The organism is Pontibacter ummariensis (genome assembly GCF_900188175.1).
Lineage (GTDB): Bacteria > Bacteroidota > Bacteroidia > Cytophagales > Hymenobacteraceae > Pontibacter > Pontibacter ummariensis.
In genome coordinates this window covers 84,347-109,864 of the sequence record NZ_FZOQ01000002.1, presented here as the reverse complement: position 1 = coordinate 109,864, position 25,518 = coordinate 84,347, and the positions used below count along the sequence as shown (strand labels likewise).

Annotated in this window: 22 protein-coding genes; 9 read left to right on the top strand and 13 right to left on the bottom strand. The window is 51.0% G+C overall.

Going from position 1 to position 25,518, the window contains the following annotated elements; all coding sequences use genetic code 11:
- Nucleotides 1-40: 40 nt before the first annotated feature.
- Both CHB92_RS02475 and CHB92_RS02470 read right to left on the bottom strand, forming a co-directional pair.
- The gene (locus CHB92_RS02475; RefSeq protein WP_089317592.1) at nucleotides 41-319 is read right to left on the bottom strand and encodes a SelT/SelW/SelH family protein; all 279 of its coding nucleotides are present in this window, start codon (nucleotides 317-319) and stop codon (nucleotides 41-43) included.
- 21 nt (nucleotides 320-340) lie between these two features.
- Complete coding sequence (locus CHB92_RS02470) at nucleotides 341-2,887, bottom strand: family 20 glycosylhydrolase (RefSeq protein WP_089317591.1); 2,547 nt, start codon at nucleotides 2,885-2,887, stop codon at nucleotides 341-343.
- A gap of 299 nt (nucleotides 2,888-3,186) precedes the next feature.
- Between CHB92_RS02470 and CHB92_RS02465 the strand changes: the two genes are divergently transcribed.
- The 3 genes from CHB92_RS02465 (at nucleotide 3,187) to CHB92_RS02455 (ending at nucleotide 5,686) form a co-directional block, all read left to right on the top strand.
- Nucleotides 3,187-4,320 (top strand): Gfo/Idh/MocA family protein, encoded by a 1,134-nt coding sequence (locus tag CHB92_RS02465; protein WP_089317590.1) that lies wholly within the window; start codon nucleotides 3,187-3,189, stop codon nucleotides 4,318-4,320.
- Nucleotides 4,321-4,454: 134 nt separating this feature from the next.
- Nucleotides 4,455-5,057 (top strand): TetR/AcrR family transcriptional regulator, encoded by a 603-nt coding sequence (locus CHB92_RS02460; RefSeq protein WP_089317589.1) that lies wholly within the window; start codon nucleotides 4,455-4,457, stop codon nucleotides 5,055-5,057.
- A 95-nt stretch (nucleotides 5,058-5,152) separates the two neighbouring features.
- The gene (locus CHB92_RS02455) at nucleotides 5,153-5,686 is read left to right on the top strand and encodes a YceI family protein (protein ID WP_089317588.1); all 534 of its coding nucleotides are present in this window, start codon (nucleotides 5,153-5,155) and stop codon (nucleotides 5,684-5,686) included.
- Nucleotides 5,687-5,766: 80 nt separating this feature from the next.
- On the opposite strand, the gene CHB92_RS02450 is transcribed toward CHB92_RS02455, so the two are convergent.
- From CHB92_RS02450 to CHB92_RS02435, 4 genes are all read right to left on the bottom strand, one after another.
- The gene (locus CHB92_RS02450; RefSeq protein WP_089317587.1) at nucleotides 5,767-6,279 is read right to left on the bottom strand and encodes an FKBP-type peptidyl-prolyl cis-trans isomerase; all 513 of its coding nucleotides are present in this window, start codon (nucleotides 6,277-6,279) and stop codon (nucleotides 5,767-5,769) included.
- Nucleotides 6,280-6,391: 112 nt separating this feature from the next.
- Complete coding sequence (locus tag CHB92_RS02445) at nucleotides 6,392-8,335, bottom strand: AAA domain-containing protein (protein ID WP_089317586.1); 1,944 nt, start codon at nucleotides 8,333-8,335, stop codon at nucleotides 6,392-6,394.
- Between the two features lie 182 nt (nucleotides 8,336-8,517).
- Nucleotides 8,518-9,087 (bottom strand): hypothetical protein, encoded by a 570-nt coding sequence (locus CHB92_RS02440; RefSeq protein ID WP_089317585.1) that lies wholly within the window; start codon nucleotides 9,085-9,087, stop codon nucleotides 8,518-8,520.
- Between the two features lie 69 nt (nucleotides 9,088-9,156).
- Entirely contained in the window at nucleotides 9,157-11,409 is a 2,253-nt protein-coding gene (locus CHB92_RS02435; RefSeq protein ID WP_089317584.1) for an efflux RND transporter permease subunit, read from the bottom strand.
- 119 nt (nucleotides 11,410-11,528) lie between these two features.
- Here CHB92_RS02435 and CHB92_RS02430 point away from each other — a divergent pair, with 119 nt between their 5' ends.
- Entirely contained in the window at nucleotides 11,529-11,786 is a 258-nt protein-coding gene (locus CHB92_RS02430) for a hypothetical protein (RefSeq protein ID WP_089317583.1), read from the top strand.
- Between the two features lie 197 nt (nucleotides 11,787-11,983).
- Nucleotides 11,984-12,778, top strand: a complete 795-nt coding sequence (locus CHB92_RS02425) for a thymidylate synthase (RefSeq protein ID WP_089317582.1) — start codon at nucleotides 11,984-11,986, stop codon at nucleotides 12,776-12,778.
- A 75-nt stretch (nucleotides 12,779-12,853) separates the two neighbouring features.
- Here the strand turns inward: CHB92_RS02425 and CHB92_RS02420 are convergent, their stop codons facing one another.
- A complete protein-coding gene (locus CHB92_RS02420; protein WP_089317581.1) occupies nucleotides 12,854-13,438 on the bottom strand; it encodes an acyl carrier protein phosphodiesterase in 585 nt (194 codons plus the stop codon).
- A 146-nt stretch (nucleotides 13,439-13,584) separates the two neighbouring features.
- Between CHB92_RS02420 and CHB92_RS02415 the strand changes: the two genes are divergently transcribed.
- A complete protein-coding gene (locus CHB92_RS02415) occupies nucleotides 13,585-14,088 on the top strand; it encodes a pyridoxamine 5'-phosphate oxidase family protein (protein ID WP_089317580.1) in 504 nt (167 codons plus the stop codon).
- A 129-nt stretch (nucleotides 14,089-14,217) separates the two neighbouring features.
- Nucleotides 14,218-14,961 (top strand): DUF3291 domain-containing protein, encoded by a 744-nt coding sequence (locus CHB92_RS02410; protein WP_089317579.1) that lies wholly within the window; start codon nucleotides 14,218-14,220, stop codon nucleotides 14,959-14,961.
- 22 nt (nucleotides 14,962-14,983) lie between these two features.
- On the opposite strand, the gene CHB92_RS02405 is transcribed toward CHB92_RS02410, so the two are convergent.
- A complete protein-coding gene (locus CHB92_RS02405) occupies nucleotides 14,984-15,658 on the bottom strand; it encodes a DsbA family protein (RefSeq protein ID WP_089317578.1) in 675 nt (224 codons plus the stop codon).
- 217 nt (nucleotides 15,659-15,875) lie between these two features.
- Between CHB92_RS02405 and leuS the strand changes: the two genes are divergently transcribed.
- A complete protein-coding gene (gene leuS / locus CHB92_RS02400; RefSeq protein ID WP_089317577.1) occupies nucleotides 15,876-18,647 on the top strand; it encodes a leucine--tRNA ligase in 2,772 nt (923 codons plus the stop codon).
- Nucleotides 18,648-18,828: 181 nt separating this feature from the next.
- On the opposite strand, the gene CHB92_RS02395 is transcribed toward leuS, so the two are convergent.
- The 4 genes from CHB92_RS02395 to ispG all read right to left on the bottom strand — a co-directional run bounded on the left by CHB92_RS02395 (nucleotide 18,829) and on the right by ispG (nucleotide 22,340).
- Nucleotides 18,829-19,329 carry a MarR family winged helix-turn-helix transcriptional regulator gene (locus tag CHB92_RS02395; protein ID WP_089317576.1) on the bottom strand — a complete coding sequence of 167 codons (501 nt, stop codon included), beginning with the start codon at nucleotides 19,327-19,329 and terminating at the stop codon, nucleotides 18,829-18,831.
- Nucleotides 19,330-19,637: 308 nt separating this feature from the next.
- Nucleotides 19,638-19,997, bottom strand: a complete 360-nt coding sequence (locus CHB92_RS02390; RefSeq protein WP_089317575.1) for an MmcQ/YjbR family DNA-binding protein — start codon at nucleotides 19,995-19,997, stop codon at nucleotides 19,638-19,640.
- A 2-nt stretch (nucleotides 19,998-19,999) separates the two neighbouring features.
- Entirely contained in the window at nucleotides 20,000-20,164 is a 165-nt protein-coding gene (locus tag CHB92_RS25710) for a DUF6728 family protein (RefSeq protein ID WP_179222940.1), read from the bottom strand.
- Nucleotides 20,165-20,366: 202 nt separating this feature from the next.
- Nucleotides 20,367-22,340 carry a (E)-4-hydroxy-3-methylbut-2-enyl-diphosphate synthase gene (gene ispG / locus CHB92_RS02385; RefSeq protein ID WP_089317574.1) on the bottom strand — a complete coding sequence of 658 codons (1,974 nt, stop codon included), beginning with the start codon at nucleotides 22,338-22,340 and terminating at the stop codon, nucleotides 20,367-20,369.
- A gap of 247 nt (nucleotides 22,341-22,587) precedes the next feature.
- Here ispG and CHB92_RS02380 point away from each other — a divergent pair, with 247 nt between their 5' ends.
- Nucleotides 22,588-22,968 (top strand): hypothetical protein, encoded by a 381-nt coding sequence (locus CHB92_RS02380; protein WP_089317573.1) that lies wholly within the window; start codon nucleotides 22,588-22,590, stop codon nucleotides 22,966-22,968.
- A gap of 117 nt (nucleotides 22,969-23,085) precedes the next feature.
- Here the strand turns inward: CHB92_RS02380 and CHB92_RS02375 are convergent, their stop codons facing one another.
- Nucleotides 23,086-25,278, bottom strand: a complete 2,193-nt coding sequence (locus tag CHB92_RS02375; RefSeq protein ID WP_089317572.1) for a glutamine synthetase III family protein — start codon at nucleotides 25,276-25,278, stop codon at nucleotides 23,086-23,088.
- Between the last annotated feature and the right edge of the window lie 240 nt (nucleotides 25,279-25,518).

The following is a 25,518-nucleotide window of genomic DNA, read 5'->3' as shown; positions in this document are numbered from 1 at the left end:
AAAAACTTCCGGACCTGTTCTTTTATAAGCTGACGGATTGTTATGGCTTGCGGTCGCTATGGCCTAAGTCCCTCTCCGGGGCAATCCGGTCGCGGACCAACTGCTTCAACTCTTTTGACTCCGGGAAGCGACCTGCCTCCTTGCGCGAATAGATCAACTCCCCGTCCAGCCGCACGTCAAACACCCCTCCTGTCCCCGGCACAAGGGCAACCTCCCCTAGCTCTGTTTCGAAGGTTGTGAGGAGCTCCTGGGCCATCCAGGCGGCCCGCAAGAGCCAGCGGCATTGGGTACAGTAGTTTATTTCTACGCGTGGTGTCATTCAATAGTAGTTTGGTAGAGCTTATCTGTTTTCTACGCTAACAACACGACCGCTGCGGCCGGATGGGTCGAAAACCTTTAGCTTTACCGTTCCTTTTTCTTTAATGGGCCCGGTATAAACCTTACTGTTAGCCGTAGGCTCTGCTCCGTTGGTAGTGTAGCGGATAACCAAGCCAGGCAATTGGGTGTTGGCCAAAACAGCCCCGTCTTTTATCATGGCCCCAGCCGTCGGGATACGGTAGTTGTAGCCGCCGGCATAGTAGTTCAGACGCGGTAGTTCCCGTTTGCCAAGTATATTCACAAACTCGGACCATGCCTGGTTGTAAGCCGCTTCACTCTTTCTTTCATCCGTTTCCGTAGCCCAAGCCGGGTCTGGTGCCCAGGCTCTTTCGGCTACCCCTAATACCTTCGGGAGCAACATGTACTCCAGGCGCTCAGGCGTTTTAATCGTCTCGCTCCACAGCGGAGCCTGTATGCCTACAATGTTTGCTTTCCCCTTCTCAGTCAGTTGCTCCTTGCCGGCAAAGGTGGCTTTGTCTACCGGGTTGTTGTACATGTCCACTTTCTGATTTTTCATGTAATCGTAAGGGATGAAGTAGAAAGGCTTGTCCACGTCCAGAAAGCCGCCCCAGTACAGGCCTTCCTCCTCGTACGCTTTCTGGTAGGCCAGGTCCATGTACAGGTTTGTTACGTTGGTCAGCACAACCTTATAGCCGGCATTCGCCATTTTGTAAGCCAGGTCTTCTGCCCCTGCCAGGTTATTCCAAACGTCTACGTGAAAATTATCGTCGGCAAACTCGGGGTTCGGCACATAGACGGTACGCCCGTTCTGTTTCACTTTTTTCAGGCCGATCTCTTCCCAACCAGAGAGGTACAGGTTCCTTTCCTTCAGCATGTCGTTTATGTTGCCGAAAAAGTAAAACCACAGGTCGTCTGTGTTTTTAACCGCTGGGTTTTTAGCAATAAGCGACTGTACAGCAGGCGACTGCTCCCACACGCCGCGCGGTACTTCGTCTCCGCCAAAGTGTATCGTTTGGATCGGTGCTCCCGCCTCTTTGTACATAGTGAGTAGCTCATCTGTCACCTTTTCCAGAAAGGCATAGGTGGAAGGCAGGGCCACGTCTATGACGTTGTCGTCCCAGTTCTGCACAGAGCGGTACACCGACTTATCGTTCAGATCGCGTAGCAGGTAGCGCTTTGCCTCTTCCGGCTTGCCTTCCCGCATCAGCCGCTCATAGCGCGCATCCATCGATTTGATGGCGGCACGGGCATGGCCTGGCGTTTCAATCTCTGGAATGACTGTGATATGGCGGTCCCGGGCATACTTCAGGATGTCTATGAAATCCTCTCTGCTGAAGTAGCCACTGCCGCTGGTCTTCCCTGGCTCCGGGCCAGAGCCAAGAGTAGGCTGCAGGTGTTTCTTGTTATCAACCGTGTGTCCGCGTTGGCTTCCTACCGCAGTCAGCTCCGGTAAGCCGGGTATTTCCAGACGCCAGCCCTCGTCATCGTTAAAATGGAAATGCAGCACGTTCAGCTTATACAAGGCCATCAGGTCCAGCACCTTCAACACTTCTTCTTTCTGCTGGAAATTGCGGGCAACATCCATCATGTAGGCCCGGTGCCCAAAACGAGGGGCATCCTTTACCTTCACGCCTGTAAGGATAACTGCATTTTGCGGTTTTGCAAGTGCAGTTGGAGGAATCAGGGTCTTAAGGGACTGGGTGCCATAGAAGGCACCGGCCGGTGTGGATGCGCTGATGACCGCGCCCTGCGGGCTTACCTCCAGCTCATATCCTTCCTCACCTAGTCCTTGCTTTTGTTGCAGGCGGATAGCTTTTCCGGTGCCCGACGTTTTCACGGCTGGCTTTTGTCCGAAAACGGTTGCTAAATGGTCTGCCAGTAACGTGGCCTCCTTCGTGAAGGCCTTATCGGCTATCACAGGAACGGAGGAGGTTAAGGTGAAGGGCTGAGCTGTTTCGGCGTACTGTGCCGGCGTTGGAAACACCTTTGTCAGCTTTTCCATGGGGATGTCTTTTATCACCTCGTTCTGGCGATAAACGTCCTCTGGCTGTATCCATCCTACCCAGTTCTTCTCGGGCCTTTTGTTTGTTTGGCTGCCAATGTTGTAGCCTTTGGCACTGTTGTCGTCCCAAACAAGGTAAAAGCCCTGTGGTGCTCTGGACTGGTTGATCATTTGGCCCGCCGAGACCAGTTCGATGCGCTGGGAGCCCCCTGGCGGTACTGGTTTAAACTTATCGGTAGGCACCATGCGCAGCAGGTCTCCGTTCACATGCTCTACTTTAACCGGGGCATTATCCCCCTGTGCCCTGAAGGAGGGGGATGCGTTAAAGTACAGGGTCCAACCGGTGGCGGGTAAAGGTGCCTCGCCCGTATTCTGCAGGGTAAGAGCTGACAGGGTTTGTGATTTATTCTGATAGTTCTCCGCTAACACCTTCCAGGTCAGGTCTAAGTTCTGGGGAGCTATGCGGTTAGCGCCAAGCTGAGCGCAGGCGACGCTGTAAAGGAAAAGCAAACAGTAAACCGTTGCTAAAAAGGGCTTTTTAATCATAAGGTTCGGTCTGAGTTTAGATAGGTTATAGCAAGGTACTCGTAAAATTCTAACTGTATTGGGGCAGAATAGCGCTCTGCCCCGTTGGGCATTCAGTTCAAAAGTTGCTTCCGCTCTTAGCAGCAAGCAGCCCTCCTGCGTGGCTTGTTCTCTCTCAAATTCTACTAAAGCTAAAAATTTTATGGAAGTATGAAAAGGCAAGTGCTCTGTATCCTTCCTTAACAAGAGGCAGCCAACCTTTTATAGCAGCATACTTATAAGCAATATAAAGTAAAAGTATAAACAGAGGAGGCAGCCCCATGAAAGAAAAAGAATTACCGCAATCGAGAAACCGCCGCCGATTTATAAAGGGCATTACCTGTGCCTTAGGCACTGCCGCCCTGGGCGCTCCCCTCCTGTCGTACGGTGAATCATTGGCAGGCACCAGAAAACCACAAAACAAAAAGCTGGGCATAGCCCTGGTCGGGCTTGGTAACTACAGCACCAACCAGCTTGCCCCTGCCCTGCAGGAAACAGAAAAGTGCTACCTGGCTGGTGTTGTAACCGGCTCGCCCCCAAAAGCCGAAGAGTGGAAAAAGAAATACAGTATCCCCGGGAGGAACATCTACAGCTACGACACTTACGATCAGATAAAGGACAACCCGGACATAGACATCATCTACGTGGTGTTGCCCAATGCCATGCACGCAGAGTACACCATCCGGGCTGCCGAGGCGGGAAAGCATGTGATCTGTGAAAAGCCCATGGCTACCTCTGAGGAAGACTGCGCACGCATGATCGAGGCTTGTAAGCGCAACAACAGGAAACTTTCTGTTGGGTATCGCCTGCACTTTGAGCCACACAACCAGCGGGTGATGGAACTGGGGCAGCAGCAGGTATTTGGTAAGGTGAAGAAAATTGACGGGGCACACAGCTTTGTGGTCAGCAACGACCCGGACAGGTGGCGCCTGAACAAAAAGCTTTCCGGCGGAGGCCCTTTGATGGATGTCGGGATTTACTGCGTACAAGCGGCATGCTATACGACAGGTGAAACACCTGTTGCCGTAACTGCCAAATTCGGAGAGGTAACCCGCCCTGTGTATTTTGACGAGGTAGAGCAGTCTGTTAGCTGGCAACTGGAATTCCCTGGCGGGGCGGTCGCCAACGGAAGCTCTAGTTACAACGAAAACAAGAACTTCTTGTACGGGGAGGCTGAAGAGGGCTGGTGGCGTTTACAGCCTGCTTACAGCTATTCGGGCATAGAGGGGCGCACCAGTAAAGGACCGATGAACTATCCGCAGGTAAATCAGCAGGCCCGGCAGATGGATGCCTTTGCGGAATGTGTGCTCGAAAACAGGGAGTCCCGGGTGCCCGGCGAGATGGGAATGCGGGATGTCCGTATCCTGATGGCTATTTATGAAGCTGCCCGTACCGGTAAACGCGTGTTGATCTAGTAAAAGTACGGCGCAACAAGGTGGGCAAGCCAGCAAGACTTGCCAAAGTTTTAAAGAAGATTTAGCCCGATTTTGAACTTAGCGTTGGAACTTTTAATTTTGCTAACGGTGTTAGGTAAAATAACACACCTACTATGGGAATAGCGGAAAGAAAGAAAAGGCATAAAGCGGAAGTGCGTACCTCCATCCTGGAAGCTGCCTGGCAGCTAGTGCTACAGGAGGGATGGCAGGCCCTTTCTATTCGTAAAATCGCGGAGGCTATTGAGTATAGTGTTCCTGTGATTTACGACCATTTTGCCAATAAAGAGGCTATTCTGCTGGAACTGACAAAGCAGGGATTTCAGAAACTAAACGCGCAGCTAATAAAAGCGCAGGAAGGAGCAGGCAGTACAGAGGAAAAGATAGCGGCCATGGCCTATGCTTACTGGAAGTTCGCCTTTGAGAACAAAGCCTATTATCAGGTCATGTACGGCCTGGGGATTCCTTCCTGCGAGACAGTAAACCAGATAAGCGAACTGAGCACTTTCAGTGGCTTGATCTTAGCGCCCATCAAAGACTTGATAGCTGCGGGTAGCAATCCGGAAACGGACCCTTTCCTGAAGTTGCACACTTTCTGGTCTATGCTGCACGGTTTGATATCCATTAACATGATGGGGAGTGGAGAAGGCAAAGAAGAGCTAAACCAAATGGTATTACAGGATTTTATCCGTGGCTTTGTTACGGGAATAAAAGCATAATTTTTTTGTCTTATCACCTAACACTGTTAGGTTTAATAACACTATTTAATAGTTATTTCAATTCTTACAATTCAATAATTTTCTTTTAAGCAATTATGGCAACAACAAAATGGTCATTAGACCTCTCGCACAGTGAACTTGGCTTTAAGATCAAGCACATGATGATTTCCAATGTAACTGGTAAGTTCACACAGTTTGATGTACAAGCGGAGACAGAGGGTGATGACTTTTCAAATGCGAAAGTGGTAGCAAACATCGACGTAACTTCCATCAACACAAATAACGAGCAGCGGGACGAGCACTTGCGTAATGCAGACTTCTTCGGTACAGAGGCACACCCGAACATGACGTTTGTATCTACTAAAGTAGAAAGAGTAGACGAAGATACCTTTACCCTCTACGGAGACTTAACGATTAAAGACACGACAAAACCTGTAAAGCTTACAGTAGAAGACAACGGTGTTGCGACAGACCCTTGGGGAAACGTGAAGGCCGGTTTTTCTATCAGCGGCAAGATCAACCGCAAAGACTGGGGCATTAACTACAACGCTGCCCTTGAAACCGGCGGCGTGATGTTAGGAGAAGAATTAAAGATTCAGGGCGAAGTGCAGCTGGTAAAGCAAGCCTAGTGTAAAGTCACACCTCTTTTAAAGCGAAAAGGAGCAGCCTGAACAGGCTGCTCCTTTTCTTATGTCCAGCAATTAACTTCTTAATGGTGATGGCCTCCTTCGCCGTGCACGTGTCCGTGGTCCAGTTCTTCCGGTGTTGCTTCGCGCACTTCCTTTACCTTGCCTTTAAAGAAAAGCTCTTTCCCGGCAAGCGGGTGGTTAAAGTCCATCGTCACAGCGTCGTCTTTCACCTCTACCACACGGCCCTGTAACTGGTTTCCCTCGCTGTCGGTCATCGGGATGTAGTTGCCTTTCTCCAGCATGTTGTCCGGGATGCTGCCTTCCACCTCGAAGACGTTCTTGGGCAGGTCTACCACGGCCTCCTCGTTTACGTCGCCATAGCCGTCTTCCGTATCCAGCTTAAAGTCGAAGTCGTCGCCGGTGTTCAGGCCTTCCAGCTTGTCTTCAAACTGCTCTGGCAAGCCGCTCATGCCATGAATGAACACCATGGGCTGCTCCTCGTTAGCTGTTTCAACAAGGCTTGGTTCCCCGTTTTCGTCCAGGATTCGAAGCTCGTAGGTGAGTGTGACCACTCTGTTTTTTTCGATTTTCATAATTTTATCTTTTTATGAAGAATCAGTAAGTTAAGAAATTCAATTGCCAATTCTAAACCGAAGCAGGACGAAGTTCCCTCCTTACTGATTCTACCAGGCCAATTCTCTCAAGCTAGGGCATGCATTCGGTCAGCTCCCAGGCACTGCGGTAAGCACCTATACTTTCTACGTACGTAAGAAAAGCAGCATAGAATGGGTTTTGACTTAAGGTGGCGCTATCCCCCACAATCACCAGCTTTTTCTTTGCCCGCGTCATTGCCACGTTCATACGGCGTATGTCAGCCAAAAAGCCAATCTCACCACTTTCGTTGCTACGGGTCATGCTGATGTAGATAATGTCCCGCTCCTGCCCCTGAAAGCTGTCTACGGTACCCACCGACAAATGGCGCTTCTGCTTTAGCTCGTGCAACAAGGGCAGGTGCTCAACGCGATCCTGCAGGTAATTGATCTGCGCCCGGTAGGGCGCAATCACACCAATCCGCAACGGCTCTGTTCCCTCCTCTTCGTGGCTATAGTCCTTCAGCAGCTGCGTCAGGTGGTTGAGCAGCAGGTTTGCCTCGTCCGGGTTCGCGGAGCTTTGGCTCTCGGGGGTTTCTACCTCGTTATAGCCACATCCTGCCGTATCCACAAACTCTACAGCCAGGCCGGGGGCAAAAATGTCCTTATAGCTGTACAGGTCGCTGCTGTGCACGCTTTCATGCGCATGCAGCTCGCCCTTGTAAAACTGCTGGTTCGAGAACTCCATGATCTCGTGGTGCATACGGTACTGCGTTTTCAGCATCACCGCTACCTCTGGCTGTCGCTCAATGCACTTTTCGAACAAGGTCCTGCTCAGGCCGCCTTTCTCCGCCTCGAAAGACTTCACGGTCGGGGGCAACTGGCAGTGGTCTCCCGCTAAAACGACACGCTTGGCACGGGTAATCGGAATCCAGCAGGCAGGCTCCAGGGCCTGAGCAGCCTCGTCGATAAACGCCGTGTCGTACTCCAGATGGCGGATCGCTTTGTTAGCGGCCCCCACCAGGGTACAGGTAATTACCTGCACATTGTTCAGCAGGTCCTCGGTGATGTACTCCTCGATGCGGTCCGCTTCGTCGAGCAAGCGCTTGCTCTCTGCCTTAAACAGTTGCCGTTGGGCCCGCTCTTCCGGCCCGAACTTTCGCTTGTACTGAAAGGCCAGACGCTTATACTCCTCGGCTGTTTTGCGGTAGTCTTTCAGGTTCTTGTACGAGCGATGCTCCATGATCTGCGCATCCAGCGTATGCTCCAAAAGTACATCCGACACGCGGGATGGATTCCCGATACGAATAACATTCACCCCCACATTTGCCAGTTTCTCTGTCAGCAGGTCTACTGCCGTATTTGACGGGGCTGTTACCAAAAGGCGCCGCTGTGTTTCCAGTGTCCTGAGGATCGCCTGTACCAGGGTGGTTGTTTTACCTGTACCCGGAGGGCCGTGTATGATCGCTACATCCTTTGCCTGCACAATTTTGCGCACCGCCTCATTCTGAGAAGGGTTCAGCGAGGGGATGTCCTCCAGCTGGGCATCCGTAAAGCGGGGCTTCATGTCGCCCAGGATAATGTCCCGCAATTCCGCCAACCTCGACTTATAGGCCTCGGTTACCTTTTTCATGGCTATCTCCATTTCGCGATAGCTCATTTCATCGAAAGTGAGGTCTATGCCCAGGCGCCCGTCGTCTATCCAGTCCGGCAGGTCCTCCTTGTTTGTAGCCAGCTGCACTTTGTTGCGCTTCAGGCCCACGATCACGCCATTCAGGCTCTGACGCTCCCCATTATTGCTGAAGAGTGCCGCCGTTTTGCCAACCTGGAACAGGTGCAGCTGGTCTCGGTCTTTCGTCCGCTCCAGTTCTACCACCACCTTGTTGCCAAAGCCCAGTTCCTCTTTTGTGATGGTGACAGGATACCAGCAAAAGCCCATTTCCTTGCGTTCGGCAATGGTGCTTTTCAAGCTCTTGATTTTGTATTGCTGCCGGTCTTCTTCCTGTTCAATTTTAAGCAGTTCTTCTACCTGCTTCAGTTCATATAGTATTTCGCTCATGTACGTCAAAAAAAGAAAGGCTGGGGTTTGATAGCTCCAGCCTTTTATGATTTTTCTTTAAAATAAAGATGCCAGATCCTTGCTTTTCGCATTCAGGATATAACAATAATGACTGCTGCTAGATTCCTTATACTGCAAATAATCAGTGATTTACAACCTGATATCACCTGGCAAAAAACAGCTTACTGCACTTTCTTCTTACGTGGTTTAGGGGTTGCTTTGTTATTTAGCCGTACCTGCAGGAAGATGGCATAAAGCAAGAGCACAAAGGCGGCCACTGCCAGAATGGCGATCACTTTGTCTTTGCCATAGCGCAGCTCCTCTCCTGCCACTAACTGGGCCTCCAGGTCCTTGATGCTTCGCTCCCGCTTCTTAACCTCCACCTGCAGCGTCTTGATCTGGCTTTGCAGGTCGGCAATCCGGGCATTGATGATGCGCTGGTCCTCTACTGTAATTTTGCCTTCCCGCTGATTCTCGACTGTGCTTTGGGCGATCTTCTTGATACTGGCTTCTTTGATGGCCCCGATCAACTCCGAATCGGTATTGATGATCTTCTTGAGGGTTTCGATGATGTTGAGCAGGTCATTCTTCGACTTTTTACCCCAGAAATTACTGTTCTGCTGGTTGTAAAACTGATACTCCAGCACGAGCTGCTCGCGTTCGCTCATGAGTTCGGCTAACTTGTCGTTCTGGGCCTGCGCTCCTCCTATCCACAGGCAAAGCATGGCCATGGCCAATAGTCTTTTCATCATCTCTCCTGATCTTAATGTCCCAAATACCCACAAATATGGTCAACCTTATCCAAATAGGCCTAATTAATTTTACTTCGGTTTATAAAAAAGCAGGATAAGTACCGGCAGCAGGACCAGGTCGGCCACTACCGCGAAGAGCAGGGTCAGGCTCACGTACAAGCCTACGTAGAAGGTGGCATCAAAGGTAGAGAGCACCAGTGTCAGGAATCCCGCTACCAGGATACAAGTCGTGATGATAATGGCTTTTCCGGCAGACAGGAAAGTCCCCTTAAGGGCATGAGGCAATGACTTCCCCTTCACCAGCTCCAGCTTCAGCTTGCTCAGGAAATGTATGGTATCGTCCACAGCGATTCCAAAGGCAATAGTGAAAATAATGGAGATGGATACTGTCAGGTTTACCCCCATAAAGCCCATCAGCCCACCAATCATTAGCAGCGGAATGATGTTCGGGATAAGGGAGATGAGCACCATCCGGAGGGACCTGAAAATAAGCCCGACAATCAGGGCAATTACCCCAAATGCGATCAACAGGCCCTGCATCATGTTAGTGGTTACGTACTCGTTGTTTTTATCCAGCAGCAGTGCACTTCCCGTCAGGCGCGTTTTCAGGTATGCCGGATTGATGTTCTGGCTGATAAAGTGGCGGAGAGAGTCGTTTAAGACACTGGCCTGGGCACTGCCAATGTCTTTCATCTTGCCTGTCAGGCGGCCTTCCCGGGCATCCGGTGTAACCACGCCCCGGAGTTCGCTCCGGTTCCGGAAAGCCTGCAAGCGCTGTTTAACTTTTAGCAACTCCTGCTTGCGCTCGGGTATCCTGTAGTACTCCTGCATTCCTCCGTTCTGCGCTTTGTTTAAAGTCTTCACAATGGTGGCAGGAGATGAGATAAAGTGCAGGCCGTATTCGCTGTAGAGGTATGCCTCCAGTTCCGCAACTTCCTGCAGCACTTCCTGGTCGTACAGGGTGTGTCCTTCCCCGGCTAAGAGGTGCAGCTCAAAGGGGCGCACACCCGAGAAGTTTTGCTCAAAGTACCGGAAGTCCTGCACAATAGGGTCCTCATCGCCCAGGTCTTCCAGCATGGTTGTGTCCACCTTTATCTGCCATATACCGACAAGGCTAAGCAGCACGATGAACGCGCTTGCTGTCAGGATACCCTTCGGGTGCTTCCAGACGAAAGACAGTAGTTGCCGCAGCAGTAAAGGCCAGGAGACATCTGCGCGCCTGGCCCTGGTGGTGTCCGGCTTGGGGAGTAGCAGCAGGATGGACGGAAGCACCGTAAAGGCGAGCACATAGGCCAGCCCAATGGCTATGGCCGTATAGAGGCCAAAGTTACGTATGGGAACAATGGCCGTGGTCAGTAGGGTCAGGAAACCGATGGCTGTGGTCAAAGAGGTCAGGAAGGTAGCCATCCCCACTTCGCGTACCGTCACTTTTAAGGCTGGCAGTTTTTCCTGTCCGTGGCTGATCTCCGTCATGTAGCGCGCCAGAATGTGAATCACATCCGACATGCCCACCACAAACAGGATGGTGGGCAATAACACCGTCATGATATCAATGGGCGTATTAAAAAGGCCCATCACCCCCATGGCCCACAGCACCGACAGGAGCACCACCACCAGCGGGACCAGCACACCCCAGACTGTGCGGAAGGTAATCCACAGGAAAAGGATGACCAGCAGAATCGAAGCTGACATAAAAATAGCCAGCTCTACCTTCATCTTATCAATAAAAACGGCCTGCGCCAGTGCCTTGCCTGCTATGTGGTACTCCGGTAACTCAAGGGCTTCTATAGCCCCATTAACAGCTGCTATCAGGCTGTCGGCCTCTTCCTTGCTCAGGTCATCCTTTGTCTGCACAAACAGAGACACAGCCGTGGCATCTTCCGAAAAAAGCGTTCCAACCAGTTCCTGAGAGCTGTAGATGTTAACGGAATCCAACTCATAGCGTTCTGGCTCATGAGGGTGCAGGTAAGGGATCTCAAAATAGCCGAAACTCTCTATTACCGGGCTCTTCACGGTGGTAGGCGAAAGCACGGCTTCTATGTTTGGCAGCCTTTGCAATACGTTGCTTAAGCTGTCAACTTTAATCAGGAACTGCCGCTCAAAAATACTCGCGCCCTTGTTGTCCAGCCCGATCAGGAGGTAGTCATTGTCATTGCCGAACTTATCCCGGTAGCTGAAATAGTAAGCCAGGTCAGGATCGCCCTTCGGGAAAAAGTTATCGAAGTTATAGTCGAAGCGCAGCCGTGCGGCATAGTAAATGCTCAGGGCCGAGAGCAGTGCCACGAGCAGCAGTACCAGAAGACTTAATTTCTTAAAGCTCAAAAGATTTATTCGGAAGTGATGAAGGTCATTGGGCAAGTGGCCCGCTATTTGTTATTTCACGATAGAAATAACTGCTTTTAAGTTTTATTGTTCAAGCTAAATATCAAACGCCTCACCTCATGAAAAAATTCGCTCTAGTACTCGCTATGGCTGGCTTGGTTAGTGCCGCTTCAGCAAGTCCTGCTCCTGTTGCTGCAAAAGGTAAGCAACAAACGGAGCAAACCGATAAAAACAAAAATAAGAAAGCAAAGAAGGCTGCCACTGAGAACTGCCACAAAGAAATGGCTGGCTCCGGCATGGCCTGCTGTGCTAAGAAGGGCGAAGCTCCCAAAGCCGAAGCTTCGAAAGAAAGCAAAGAGAAGAAAGCACAACGCTAAGGTCTTCTCAACTTTCAAAAAGGTCTCCTGTCACAGCAGGAGACCTTTTTGCTTGGGACTGATTGTCAAGCTCGTTCCTTTCTCCTGCAAGTGGATGAAGTCAAAGAGGCGCAGGGCGTACCGCAGGGGTTTCTTGCTTTTCAAAGATAATCTTTATCTTTAGCGTTTGACTACCGCACAAAACTGACAAGACCCGAATGAAGCAGTACCTAGACCTGATGCAGCACATCCTCGATAAGGGGGTGAAAAAGGAGGACAGAACCGGTACAGGCACCTTAAGCGTGTTTGGCTACCAGATGCGCTTTAACCTGGCCGAGGGCTTCCCGCTCGTGACGACGAAAAAAGTGCATCTGCGCTCTATTATCCACGAGCTGCTGTGGTTCCTGAAAGGAGACACGAACATTGCTTACCTGAAAGAAAACGGGGTCTCGATCTGGGACGAGTGGGCCGATGAGAACGGGAACCTTGGTCCGGTATACGGTTCGCAGTGGCGCAACTGGCCTACCCCGGATGGTCGTCACATTGACCAGATCAGCCAGGTGGTGAATCAGCTGAAAAATAACCCGGATTCGCGCCGTATCATTGTAAGCGCCTGGAACGTGGCCGAAATCGAAAACATGAAGCTGCCACCTTGCCATGCCTTTTATCAGTTTTATGTAGCGGAAGGGAAACTCTCCTGCCAGTTGTACCAGCGCTCTGCCGATGTGTTCCTGGGCGTTCCTTTTAACATCGCCTCTTATGCCCTGCTGGTGCTGATGATGGCGCAGGTAACGGGGCTGGAACCGGGAGAGTTTATCTGGACAGGCGGTGATACGCACCTTTACCTGAACCATTTGGAGCAGGCCCAGTTACAGCTTACACGGGAACCGCACGCGTTGCCCACCATGCGCTTAAACCCGGGAGTGAAGGATATTTTCAGTTTTACTTTCGAAGACTTTACACTGGAGAACTATACGCCTCATGCGGGCATAAAAGCTCCGGTGGCTGTGTAGCCAGAAAGTTCGTAGGCTAAAGCCAAACCCAAAGCGGCTTCTGTGGGCGTGTAGCCCCTAGAAGCCGCTTTATTTTTACAGCAAGAGCTTTGCTTCTTCCACGTAGGTTATCAGTTCAGGAAAAAAGGCCTGAAAGTCTGCTTGGTAGAAAGCATAATTCTCTGCCAGTTCTGCCGCCGCTGTTTCCATGCCTGACTCGAACTTTGCACGGCGGCTCATCCCGATCAGCGCTTGTTCCACCCCTTCCAGCCTGGCATAGGAGGCCAGCCAGTTCTGTTCGCGCATGTAGGGAAACATGTGCTGTAAGCGCGCGGGTAATACGTGGTAGTGTTTCTGTATCAGGTGATACACCTCCTGTGCAAAATCCGCTAGCGGTACCTTGGCGTAAACCTCAAAATTAGCAGCCAGAAAGTGGTCGAAGTACATGTCTGATACCACCGGGGCGAACTTACGGTACTTGGGGCGCAGCCTTGCCTTCGTTTCCGCTACCACAGGGTGTGTATCGGTATAATGGTCGATGAGGCGGTGTAGTCTAATGCCCTTAGCCACCTCCGGCGCATATAGCGCCAGCTGCTTGCCTTTCACAGCGTCAGCCATGAAATTGCCCAACAACAGTTGCTCGTCGTCTCCTGATAAATATATGTGAGCCAGGTAATTCAAAAGATGGGTATAAAAGGTAAAAAGTATAAACAGCTGGTGTGCCCTCCTGGTTTAACCTGCCTCTCCGCTACTTGTGGGGCTACTGCAGCTCACTAACCAAATGGCTTGTGCCCCGTAATCAAACAAGGAACACAACCTATAAAACTATGCAAAACAAACCAAACAAAACGGAGAAACTCCAGAAACTGGTAGATATAATTAAGGATGTAGAAGTGGCCATGATGACGACCATCGAAGATGACGGGTGCATGCGCAGCCGCCCGATGCGTGCCGTGCAGACAAACCCCAACGGGGAGATCTGGTTCTTCACGGGATATGAGTCGGGCAAGTCGCACGAGATACAGCACGATTCCCACGTTAACCTGAGCTACGCCAAACCTAGCGACGAGGTGTATGTTTCTATTTCCGGAAGGGCATATCTGTCAAAAGACAAAGCCAAGATCGACGAATTATGGTCGCCCACTCAAAAGGCCTGGTTCCCGCAAGGGAAAGACGATCCTAACATTGGGCTCATCCGGGTAGAGGTCGAGAAAGCGGAGTACTGGGACGCCCCTAACAGTACGATGATACAGTTGTATGGCATGGCCAAGGCAACGTTAACCGGCGAGAGCGCAAAAACAGGCGATAACCAGAAAATTAACCTGAAGTAGGCCTTTGCCTAAAGATATTTTAAACCACCTGCCAAACACTTCGCCTGGCAGGTGGTTTTGCATGTAAAAGCCTTTGTTGCGTATCTTAACAGAACCCCTGTCTCAGCATAAAACATAAAGAACAACCCATTGCAAGTTCCTGCCAGCCCCCTTACAGCCCGCCTGACCACCTTCACTCTCTTTGGCATTCGCAGCGGCCATTTACGCTGGGGCTTAGCCCAGATGGGAACCTCCGTACCTAAGCTAAGCCAGCTACCCGGCCTGCAGTTCTTTAAATTACTGGGTAGCGGACATGGGAAAGGCTTTAGCCTAAAACCCAACTTCCGCCGCTATGGTCTTTTGTGTACCTGGGAAACGGAAGAAGCGGCAGACAACTTCTTCCGTCACGGGGACCTGCTGGAGGAGTACCGGCAGCACACGCACGAGATATGGACAGTTAAACTCCACCCCTATCAATCCCACGGGCAATGGGACGGCAAGGAGCCCTTTAGCCCGGCCCTGGCAGAGAAACACTTGCCAGGACCGGTAGCCGTGTTAACCCGGGCCAGCATCAACTGGCGGGCATTGCCGAGCTTCTGGCGTTTCGTGCCCCAAACCAGCCGTTCCTTGGAGCAGGCAAAAGGCTTGCTGTGCTCCATAGGCGTGGGAGAGCTTCCTTTGGTGCGGCAGGCTACGTTCAGCGTGTGGGAGACGGAGGACGCCATGAAAGCCTATGCTTACCAAAACGAACACCACCAGGAAGTAATGCGCCGCACCCGGGCAGAGAACTGGTACAAGGAAGAGCTCTTTGCCCGCTTTAAGCCCCTCAATAGCCAGGGCACCTGGGGCGGCCGTGATCCCTTGCAACAAGTGCTGGCCCAGCAACTGCGCTAGCGGGTTTCATTTGGGTGCCTGCCTACTCTTTCAGAGGGTTTTGATCCGGAGCGACCTGCTGTAGTACCCGCTGCAGGTGCGCTTTCAGGCCATCATAGGGTCGGTAGCCGCGGCTGACCAGGTGGATGTTGGTTCCATTTAACAAGTAGAGGCTCGGGAAAGCGGTTGCCTGTAGGTGACGGGCAATGGTAAAGTCCTGCTGCGTTTTCTCCTGCATTTCCTGGGAGTGGAACTTCTCCAGGAAGGTGTCCTCTTCCACGCCAAAGGTCCTTGCAATGCTGGCCAGCACTGCCGGCTTGGTGACATCGTTGTTGCGGGCATAGAAGGCGCTCTGCACGGCCTCCGCCATTTCCAGTTCCTGCTCCGGTTTCAGATAGCGCATCGTCACAACCGCCCGGCAACCTGGCTCGGTGTCATACACAAAATCCCCCCGGTCAAAAAAAGTATAGTCAAACGGCTGCTCTGTTATTTTCTCCACGTCCTGCCAGTGGTGTTTTATGCTGTCCTTCATCTGTTCTTCCAGAGGTCTTTCCGTGCCGGGGCGCAGGCCTCCCATCACCAGTTTAAACTGCATCTGACCCTCCTGCTCCGCTACCAGCTGTTTTATAACCGGGGCAAAGCCATAGCACCACGAGCACATCGGGTCCATCACGTAAATCAGATGTATGATATCCAGTAAATCGTGTTTTTTCGTCATCTCTTCAGGTTTTTGCAAAGGTATGCTTAATTGTTAAACGTTTAAATGGTCGAACAGATAGCAAAGGCGCTGCAGGGCTAGTTGCGTTAAAAGGGAACTGTATATACTGCTGGAGAACATGCTGTTGAACATTTAACCCTACAGCCATTCAACAAATAAGCAATTAAACAATTATCTTAGCAGTTCAACTAAGCATAAGCGAATACAGATACAACCAATGTCAGAGTATAATTTCAACCAGATTGAGAAAAAATGGCAGCGCTATTGGGAAGAGCATCATACCTTCAAAGCCACTGCCACGAGTGATAAACCGAAGTACTATGCCATGGACATGTTCCCTTACCCCTCCGGGGCGGGGCTGCACGTGGGGCACCCGCTCGGTTATATTGCCTCTGACATTGTGAGCCGCTACAAGCGCCAGAAAGGCTTTAACGTGCTGCACCCCATGGGCTTCGACTCCTTTGGCCTGCCAGCCGAGCAATATGCTATCCAAACCGGGCAGCACCCGGCCATCACCACCGAGCAGAACATACAGCGTTATGTGGAGCAGTTAAAGAACCTCGGTTTTTCCTATGACTGGGAGCACGAGATCCGCACCTCCGACCCGAGCTACTATAAGTGGACGCAGTGGATCTTTATGCAGCTGTTTAAGAGCTACTATGACTACAGCCAGGACAAAGCAGCCCCGATCGAAAACCTGGTAAAAGAATTCGAACAGCATGGCAACAGCCGGGTAAATGCTGCCTGCGATGAGGATACTCCTGCCTTTACCGCAGATGAGTGGAAGGGAATGAACGAGCAGGAACAGTCCGAAATGCTGCTCAAGTACAGGCTGACCTATTTAGCCGAAGCCGTGGTAAACTGGTGCCCGGCCCTAGGCACGGTGCTGGCAAATGACGAAGTAGTTGGCGGCGTATCTGAGCGCGGTGGCTACCCGGTGGAGCGGAAGCGCATGCGCCAGTGGATGATGCGCATCACGGCTTATGCGGAGCGCTTGCTGCAAGGTTTGGAAGACATAGACTGGCCGGAGCCGGTGAAAGAAATGCAACGCAACTGGATCGGGAAATCCATAGGGGCCGAGATGTCCTTCGCAGTTGAAAATACAGAGGAGAGGATCAAGGTGTTTACGACTCGCCTGGATACGGTTTACGGTGTTACTTTCCTGGTACTGGCACCCGAGCACGACCTGGTGGAGCAAATCACGACAGATGAACAGCGCGCCACGGTAGAAGAATATGCGCGGGTCGCGAAGAACCGCTCTGAGCGGGAGCGCATGGCCGATGTGAAGACCGTATCAGGTGCTTTTACCGGTTCGTATGCCATCAACCCTTTTAATAACGAGAAGTTACCAATCTACATTGCCGATTACGTGCTCGCTGGTTATGGTACAGGTGCTGTCATGGCCGTGCCTTCCGGTGACCAGCGCGACTGGAACTTTGCCCGTCACTTTGACTTGCCGATCGTACCGATCTCCGATGCGCAGAAAGACATGGACAAGCAGGCTGACCCGACGAAAGAGGGGCGGTACATTAACTCGGAGTTGGTAAACGGCCTGACCTACCAGGAAGCACTGCCTATACTGGTAAAGTTCCTGGAAGAAAACGGGATCGGTAAAGCTAAGATCAATTACCGTATGCGTGATGCCGTGTTCAGTCGCCAGCGCTATTGGGGCGAGCCGGTACCTGTGTACTTTAAAGACGGAATCCCACACCTGCTGGAAGAGAGCGACCTGCCTTTGGAGCTGCCAAAGATCGATGCCTACCTGCCAACAGAAACAGGTGAGCCGCCGCTTGGCCGTGCCCAGGAATGGAAGTATAAGGGCGAGTACTCCTACGAACTGAGCACCATGCCGGGCTGGGCTGGTTCGAGCTGGTACTGGTACCGCTACATGGACCCTCAGAACGACAAGGCCTTTGCTGACAAAGACGTAATTGCTTACTGGCAGAATGTAGACCTGTACATCGGCGGGTCGGAGCACGCAACCGGCCACTTGTTGTACTCCCGCTTCTGGAACAAGTTCCTGTACGACATGGATTTGGTAGTGGCAGCAGAGCCTTTCAAGAAGCTCATTAACCAGGGCATGATCCAGGGCCGCTCTAACTTCGTGTACCGCATCAAGGACAGCAATACCTATGTTTCCTTTGGTTTGAAAGACCAGTATGACGCCACTCCCCTGCACGTGGACGTGAACATCGTGGACAATGACGTGCTGGACCTGGAGGCTTTTAAAAGGTGGAGACCAGAGAACGCTAACGCAGAATTCATCCTGGAGGACGGTAAGTACATCTGCGGCGTGGAGATCGAGAAGATGTCGAAGTCGAAGTACAATGTGGTGAACCCGGATGACATTGTGGAGCGCTACGGGGCGGATACACTACGCATGTACGAGATGTTCCTGGGCCCACTCGAGCAGTTCAAGCCCTGGAATACCAACGGCATGGACGGGGTAAACAAGTTCCTGCGCAAGTACTGGAAGCTCTTTTATGACAACGAGGGTAACTTTGCCGTATCAGATGAGGCCCCTACTGCGGCAGAACTGAAAACGCTGCACAAGACGATCAAGAAAGTGGAGGAAGACGTAGAGCGTTTCTCGTTCAATACCTCTGTTTCTACCTTTATGATCTGCGTGAACGAACTGACACAGCAAAAGAGTAACAAGCGGGCCGTACTGGAGCCCTTAACCATTATCCTGGCGCCTTATGCCCCGCATATTGCAGAAGAGATCTGGGAGAAACTGGGACACAAAGAGAGCATTAGTTATGCTGCCTTCCCGGAATGGAAAGAGGAATACCTGGTAGAGAATACCTTCGAGTACCCAGTTTCTGTAAATGGCAAGGTACGCACCAAAACCAGCTTTGCCCTGGATACTCCGCGTGAGGAAATTGAGAAGGCCGTGTTAAGCAACGAACAGGTAACCAAGTTCTTTGACGGGAAAGCACCAAAGAAAATAATTATTGTGCCTAACAAAATTATAAACGTGGTGGTATAAAGAGCACGATTTACCAACTACACTTCACAGAGCCGCTCACCCCAAATGAAGCGGCTTTGTGTTTTATGGCCACCCTGATACAAAACGGAAAGGGTCTCTAAACATCTAAAAACAGAAAGGGTGTTCGAAAGCTTCCGCTATTCTGAACACCCTTTCTGTTTTCTTAGCGTAAAGTTTTTCCCTAGGCTCTTACCTCCTCATTCGCGGCAATACGCTCGTCTACCGTTTTAATAGACTCTCTTACTTTGTAAAGCAATTCCACAAGGGTTTGTGCCTCTTTTTCCGTAAGGCCTTGCAGCATGGCATCCAGATGCGGCAAGTCCTGGTCTATGTTACTGATGATCTGCGACCCTTCCTCGGTAATGAGGATGTTAACCAAGCGTTTGTCTGACGGGTTCTGGGTAACCGACACAAGCCCTTTCGCACTCAGGCGGCTTACTAAACGGGACGCATCCGACATTTTATCCAGCATCTTCTCTCTTAAAAAAGAGGTGGACACAGGCTTAGGAAACTGATCCCGCAGTACACGCAGTGCATTGTACTGTTGGGTGGTTAAGCCGTGTTTCTTAAAGAAACTCTCGTATCCGTTGCTCAAGAAACCATACGTGTAGACGATGCTAATACTGGCTTTCTGCCATTCATTTCTAAATGAGGCAATACCTACTTCATTTTCGATAATCATAGTTTGTTTTTAAGGTGAGTACTCAATAATAATTAATTAAATCCATAAATCAGAAGATTTCACCCATATTTTTTAATATCAGGCGCTGCAAAAGTTTAAACAACTAGGGTTGCTACGTTCTATGTTATAGGGCAGGGCATCTGTCGGAGGAGCTAATGCCCTGTACGGAAAGGCATTGCAATTAGGAAACCCGCTGCCTGGAGAGGCTATTATATTTACAGAAGCGGGTAAAATAAAATAGCACAATGTTTAGGTTGGAGCAAGCACCTAAAGCAAAAGAGCCACTTCTTAAGTGGCTCTTGTACGTCTTATAAAGTAACTTTTAGCTCGCGTTGCTGTGCTTTCGGAAGCTTGGCAACTACTAGCTGATAGGAGTCTTCTATCCATTGGCGGAGTAAATTCTCCGGTACTCCCGCTTCCGGAAGCACGGTGTTCCAATGCTTCTTGTTCATGTGATAGCCTGGCTTTACCTGAGGGTATGCCTCGCGAAGGTACACCGCCTGGTCGGGGTCGCATTTTAAGGCTATCCCGTTTGCATAGGCAGCGAGGCTACACAAAGCGAACATTTTGCCGCAGACCTTAAACACCAGGGTATCGTCATCAAAAGGAAGCTCCTCGGTTGTTGCTGGTTTAGCCAGGCAGTACTCCCTGAACTCCTCGATATTCATCCTTACCAATGCTTGATGACAAAGTAAATAATACCCGCCAGGAACATCAGGATAGAAATCTTATTGATCGTGTGCATTGTCCGCAAGTTGAAGTTAGTCTTGCGGTTCGGATCTTTTTTACGGAAGAAGTAGGTAGCTACCTCAGAGAAATCAAACAATCCTTTCATGTATTTCTAAATTTTTTACCCGTTAAAGTGATCAGGAAAAGGCTATGAGTAGCTTCTGCCCTACTTGTAATTAAAACAACCACCGCGCAGAAATAATTTAAATTGCTTCAAATAGTTTGACGGGGCTTTTACCTTTGCAGGGTACCTACCTGCCGGTAAGCGCGTGAACAAAGCCCAGATTTAGCTGTGTATGAGAAATGCGCTACTCCTCCAACCTCACAGGCTCGATCCACTTATTGTCTTCCCGTATCAGCTCTATCAGCTCGTCTACGGCCCGGTCTGCAGGCACAGACTTCTTGATGACGTTTTGCCCGCGGTAAAGCGCAATCTTATCTTTGCCTACCCCTACGTAACCATAATCCGCATCAGCCATCTCGCCTGGGCCGTTCACGATACAGCCCATGATACCGATCTTAACCCCTTTTAAATGATCGGTGCGCTTGCGAATCATGGCAGTGGTTTCCTGTAAGTCGAACAGGGTGCGGCCACAGCTTGGGCAACTGATATACTCTGTCTTGCTCATACGCGTACGGGCTGCCTGCAGTATGCCAAAGCTCAGGTTATTCAGCCTTTCGACCGTCTGCAGCAGCTCCGGCCTGGCTTGCTCCGGCAGCAGCTCCGTGCTTAACAACACGCCATCTCCCAGTCCATCGATCAGAAGCCCTCCTACATCTGTGGCGGCATACAGCTGCGTCTCATCCTGGCTTAGCTCTCCGTATTCGCGTTTTATGATACAAGGGGTCGCGACACCCTGGTTCATCAACCGGAAGAAACATTTGCGTAGTTCAGGCATGGCGTGGGCATTTTGCGTTTGCAAAATGAGCACGGCTGTCTTATCCTGCTTCAGGCGCTCCAGCAGTTCATCGTTCAGGTCATTGAGGGTGAGCAACACAAAGTTGAGCTTTGGGTGGCGTTCTGTTGCGGCTTTGTACTGCGCCTCGCTTAGCAAAGGATGGCGGTCTTCCCGTTGCGGTGCCAGGAGCCAGGCGTCATAGTTTACAATCTCCTTCAGGCCGTTCGGGAGCATGAAGCTGATCGGGGTATCGCCTGTGTAGATGTAGTCTGCCCCCAGATCGTTCATGTTGAACTTGTCCAGCAGCATAGAATACAAATGTCCAATGGCTTTCAGGTCCGCATACTTTATGTCTTCCAGGCGACTCAGGTCAGCTACCACACGGGGAAGGTTCTGCCCGCCCAGGTTCTCCACCTCCTGCGTTTCGCGGCGGTGGTATTGGAAAGGGTTGATGGGTACCTTGCAGATGGGCTTCAAGGGCGTTGCCTTCTCTGCCCGGTCGGTATAACGGTCTATCAAGGCTTTGGCAACGGGCGCCTCAGCCTCGGGCGCTTCCGTGAGAGACACGCGCACGGTATCTCCCAGGCCATCCTCCAACAAGGTGCCGATACCAACAGCTGACTTGATACGACCATCTTCGGCCTCCCCGGCTTCTGTCACGCCTAGGTGTAGCGGGTAGGGCTGTAATCCTTCCTCTTCTAGCTTTTGCACGAGCAGGCGGTAGGCCTGCACCATTACCTGCGTGTTAGAGGCCTTCATGGAGATCACAATGTCGTAGTATCCCTCATCCTCGCAGATTCGCAGAAACTCCAGGGCACTCTCCACCATACCCAGCGGCGTATCGCCGTAGCGACTCAGAATACGATCAGATAAAGAGCCATGGTTTGTGCCGATACGCATGGCCGTGCCATGCTCCTTGCAGATGCGCACCAGGGGCACAAAGCGTTCCCGTATACGATCCAGCTCGGCCTGGTAAGAAGCATCGTCGTACGCAATTACCTGAAACTTTTTTTTATCAGCATAGTTGCCCGGGTTCACGCGTACCTTCTCTACCAGGCGGGCCGCCACTTCTGCGGCATTGGGCGTAAAGTGTATGTCGGCGATGAGGGGTACCTGGTAGCCGCGCTCGTGTAGTTCTGCGCGTATATGCTTCAGGTTCTCGGCCTCCTTAATGCTAGGTGCCGTTATTCGGATGTATTCACAGCCCGCCTCGATCATACGGATACACTGCTCCACAGACCCCTCGGTATCCATGGTGTCAACGGTTGTCATGGACTGCACCCGGATCGGGTAGTCACCGCCCATCGGAACACCTCCAATGTTTACCACACGGGTTTTTCTCCGTTTATATGCTGTAAGGCTCGGGCAATAGTTCTTGTTCATATATAATTGATCCGTCAGCTCGTTTCTTTAACTAAACTGTGGCCTGCTTTGTTCAAGAGGCAAAGTACGTAAAAAATGGCTTTTTATCCGATAGTAGGCTTGGCAAGAGGCTATCAAGTCCTGCACTTATTAAAAGCAGACGCTTGAAAATGGAGCAGCTTACTTTGCATTGCCTTTGAAAATTGACACCTGTAGGGCAGGCACGCGTTTATTTTAGCAGAACCAAGAAAAACCCTCTTTACAGCACATGAAAAACAGCAGCACAAACATACAGCAGGAAGCATACCAAAAGTTACAACCCTTGCTTTTGAAGACAAAGCTTAAGCAGGAGCAACTAAGCAAAGCCATTTTCATTACAAAAGACTCCATTATCAGTTTTCTGAAGCGGCAGGTAGAGCAAGGGAACTGGCAGGAAGTGCAGGAGATACTGAAAGGGAAGCCGATGACGGAAGCGGGAAGCTTTCTTGTAGAGGAACTGCGGGACTCTGTTGTGAGTAAGCTCATCCTACGACTAGGCCTTCGTAAGTTTATTGCCGTCGGCATCGCCCTGGTGCTCCTACCCTTGCTCCTGGCCAGGCTTAGCGGCGAACTACTGTTTAAGTTGCGCAAGCGGGAGGCAGAGGCTTAACCAAGACAAGAGCAAAGAAACCAATAGCGCCTATCTTATTGCTGCAGGCACTGTTGGTTTTAAATCAGCAAAGGCACCCGGAAGGGTGCCTTTGCTGATGAATCAAGTTATAGGGGCTTAGTGACGGAACAACAGTTCGCGGTACTTAACCAGTGGCCAATCCTCGTCGTCCACCATCAGCTCCAGCTTGTCTACGCTGTAGCGGATAGGCTCAAAGTAGCTCAGCACCTTCTCGTTATAGCTGATTGCCCGCTCACGCGCATCCTCTATCTTGTTGGCAACCTTGCGGGCCTCGATCATCTCATTTACGTTCTTCTGGATCGTTGTGATGTGACGCGACATTTTCTTGATCGCCTCTAACGTGCTCTCTGTGTACTCGTCCTCCAATCCCAGCTCTTTCAGGCCTCGGATGTTTTGAATCAGCTTGTTCTGGTAGGCGATCGCCGTAGGAATTACGTGGTTCACCGCCAGGTCACCCATCACACGCGACTCGATCTGGATTTTCTTGATGTACTCCTCCAAAAGGATCTCATGGCGCGCTTCCAGCTCCACCTCCGTGAAGATGCCTAATCTTGTGAAAAGTTCTTTCACCTCTTCGCGGCCATACACGTCCAGGGCAAGCGGGGTGTTCTTAATGTTAGACAAGCCGCGCTGAGCCGCTTCCTCTTCCCACTCCTGCGAGTAACCATTTCCTTCGAACCGAACGGCCTTGGATTCTACTACATACTCCCGCAGTACCTGCAGGATAGCATGTTCTTTCTTCATGCCGCTCTCTTCGATCAACTGGTCTACTGTCTGGCGGAACTGCACGAGTTGGTCTGCCACGATGGTGTTCAACACCGTCATAGGGGCAGATGCATTAGCAGAAGAGCCTACGGCACGGAACTCAAACTTATTTCCTGTAAAGGCGAAAGGTGAGGTTCTGTTACGGTCGGTGTTGTCCAGTAGCAATTCTGGTATTCTGTCGATGCCCAGTTTCAGGTACATGTTGTCCCCTTTCTCCATCGGCACCTTCGAGGTACGCTCAAACTCATCCAGCACGGCCGTTAGCTGCTGTCCGATGAACACAGACATAATGGCCGGAGGTGCTTCATTGGCTCCCAGGCGGTGATCGTTGCTGGCAGAGGCAATACTGGCGCGCAGCAGGTCCGCGTGCTTGTTTACCGCTGTGATCGTGTTAATGAAGAAGGTCAGGAACTGCAGGTTCTCTTTTGGCTTTTTGCCCGGGCCCAACAGGTTCACGCCTGTGTTCGTGCTCATGGCCCAGTTGTTGTGCTTGCCGCTGCCGTTTACACCGGCAAATGGTTTTTCATGCAGCAATACTTTAAAACCATGGCGTTCTGCTACGTTGCTCATCACATCCATCAACAGCTGGTTGTGGTCTATTGCAAGGTTAGCGTCTTCAAAGGTCGGCGCGCACTCAAACTGATTCGGTGCCACCTCATTGTGTCGGGTTCTCAACGGAATACCCAAGCGTAAGGCAGCACGCTCAAAGTCAACCATGTAGGCATGCACGCGGCTAGGGATGCTACCGAAGTAGTGGTCTTCCAGCTGCTGTCCTTTGGCAGGCGAATGGCCAAACACCGTACGGCCGCTCATCACCAGGTCCGGGCGCGCCTCGTAAAGGGCCTTATCCACCAGGAAGTACTCCTGCTCGATGCCCAGGGTCGTGCTTACTTTGGTTACGTCTTTGTCAAAATACTGGCAAACGGGCACCGCAGCGTCGTTTAACAGTTTCAGTGACTTTAACAGCGGGGTCTTATAGTCCAGCGCTTCTCCGGTATAGGCCACAAATATGGTGGGGATACAAAGAGTCTTGGAGTTAGTGCCTTCAATGATAAAAGCAGGCGAAGAGGGGTCCCAGGCACTATAACCACGGGCTTCGAAAGTATTGCGAATACCACCGTTCGGGAACGAAGAGGCGTCCGGCTCCTGCTGCACGAGGGCACTGCCTTTAAAGTTTTCTATCGCTTCTCCGTCGCCGGTCAGGTCAAAGAAAGAGTCGTGCTTTTCAGCAGTGGCACCTGTCAGGGGCTGGAACCAGTGCGTATAGTGTGTTGCTCCTTTGCTCATAGCCCAGGAACGCATACCGGCTGCTACTGCATCGGCAAGTTCCCGGTCTACCTTATCTCCCTGGTTAATGGCTTTACGCAGGCGCTTAAAGCTGTCAGAAGAGATAGAGGAGCGCATAGCCTCCATGTTAAACACGTTCTCTCCGAAATACTCGGAAATCTTACTGGAAGGGAATACTTTTTCACTTGGTTTCCGCTGGCTAACGATTTCCAGCGCTTTGAAACGAATTACTGCCATGTAGTTTAATGTGGGTTTGGGTTAACTTGATAAACCAAATATAGGCATAAAACCTAATCTGCAAGCAAAAAGGGGGGATATTTTAGGGGTAATGATAAATAAAAGGGTAGAATACGCCGTAAAACCCTGCTCTGGTAAAGGGGTTTTGCCATAACATAACCTGTTTTAAAAAATATCCCCCCTTTAGAGCACAGGTGCCTTTTTGGGCGCAGGAATTATCTTTGTCAGGCTCTTGTTAAG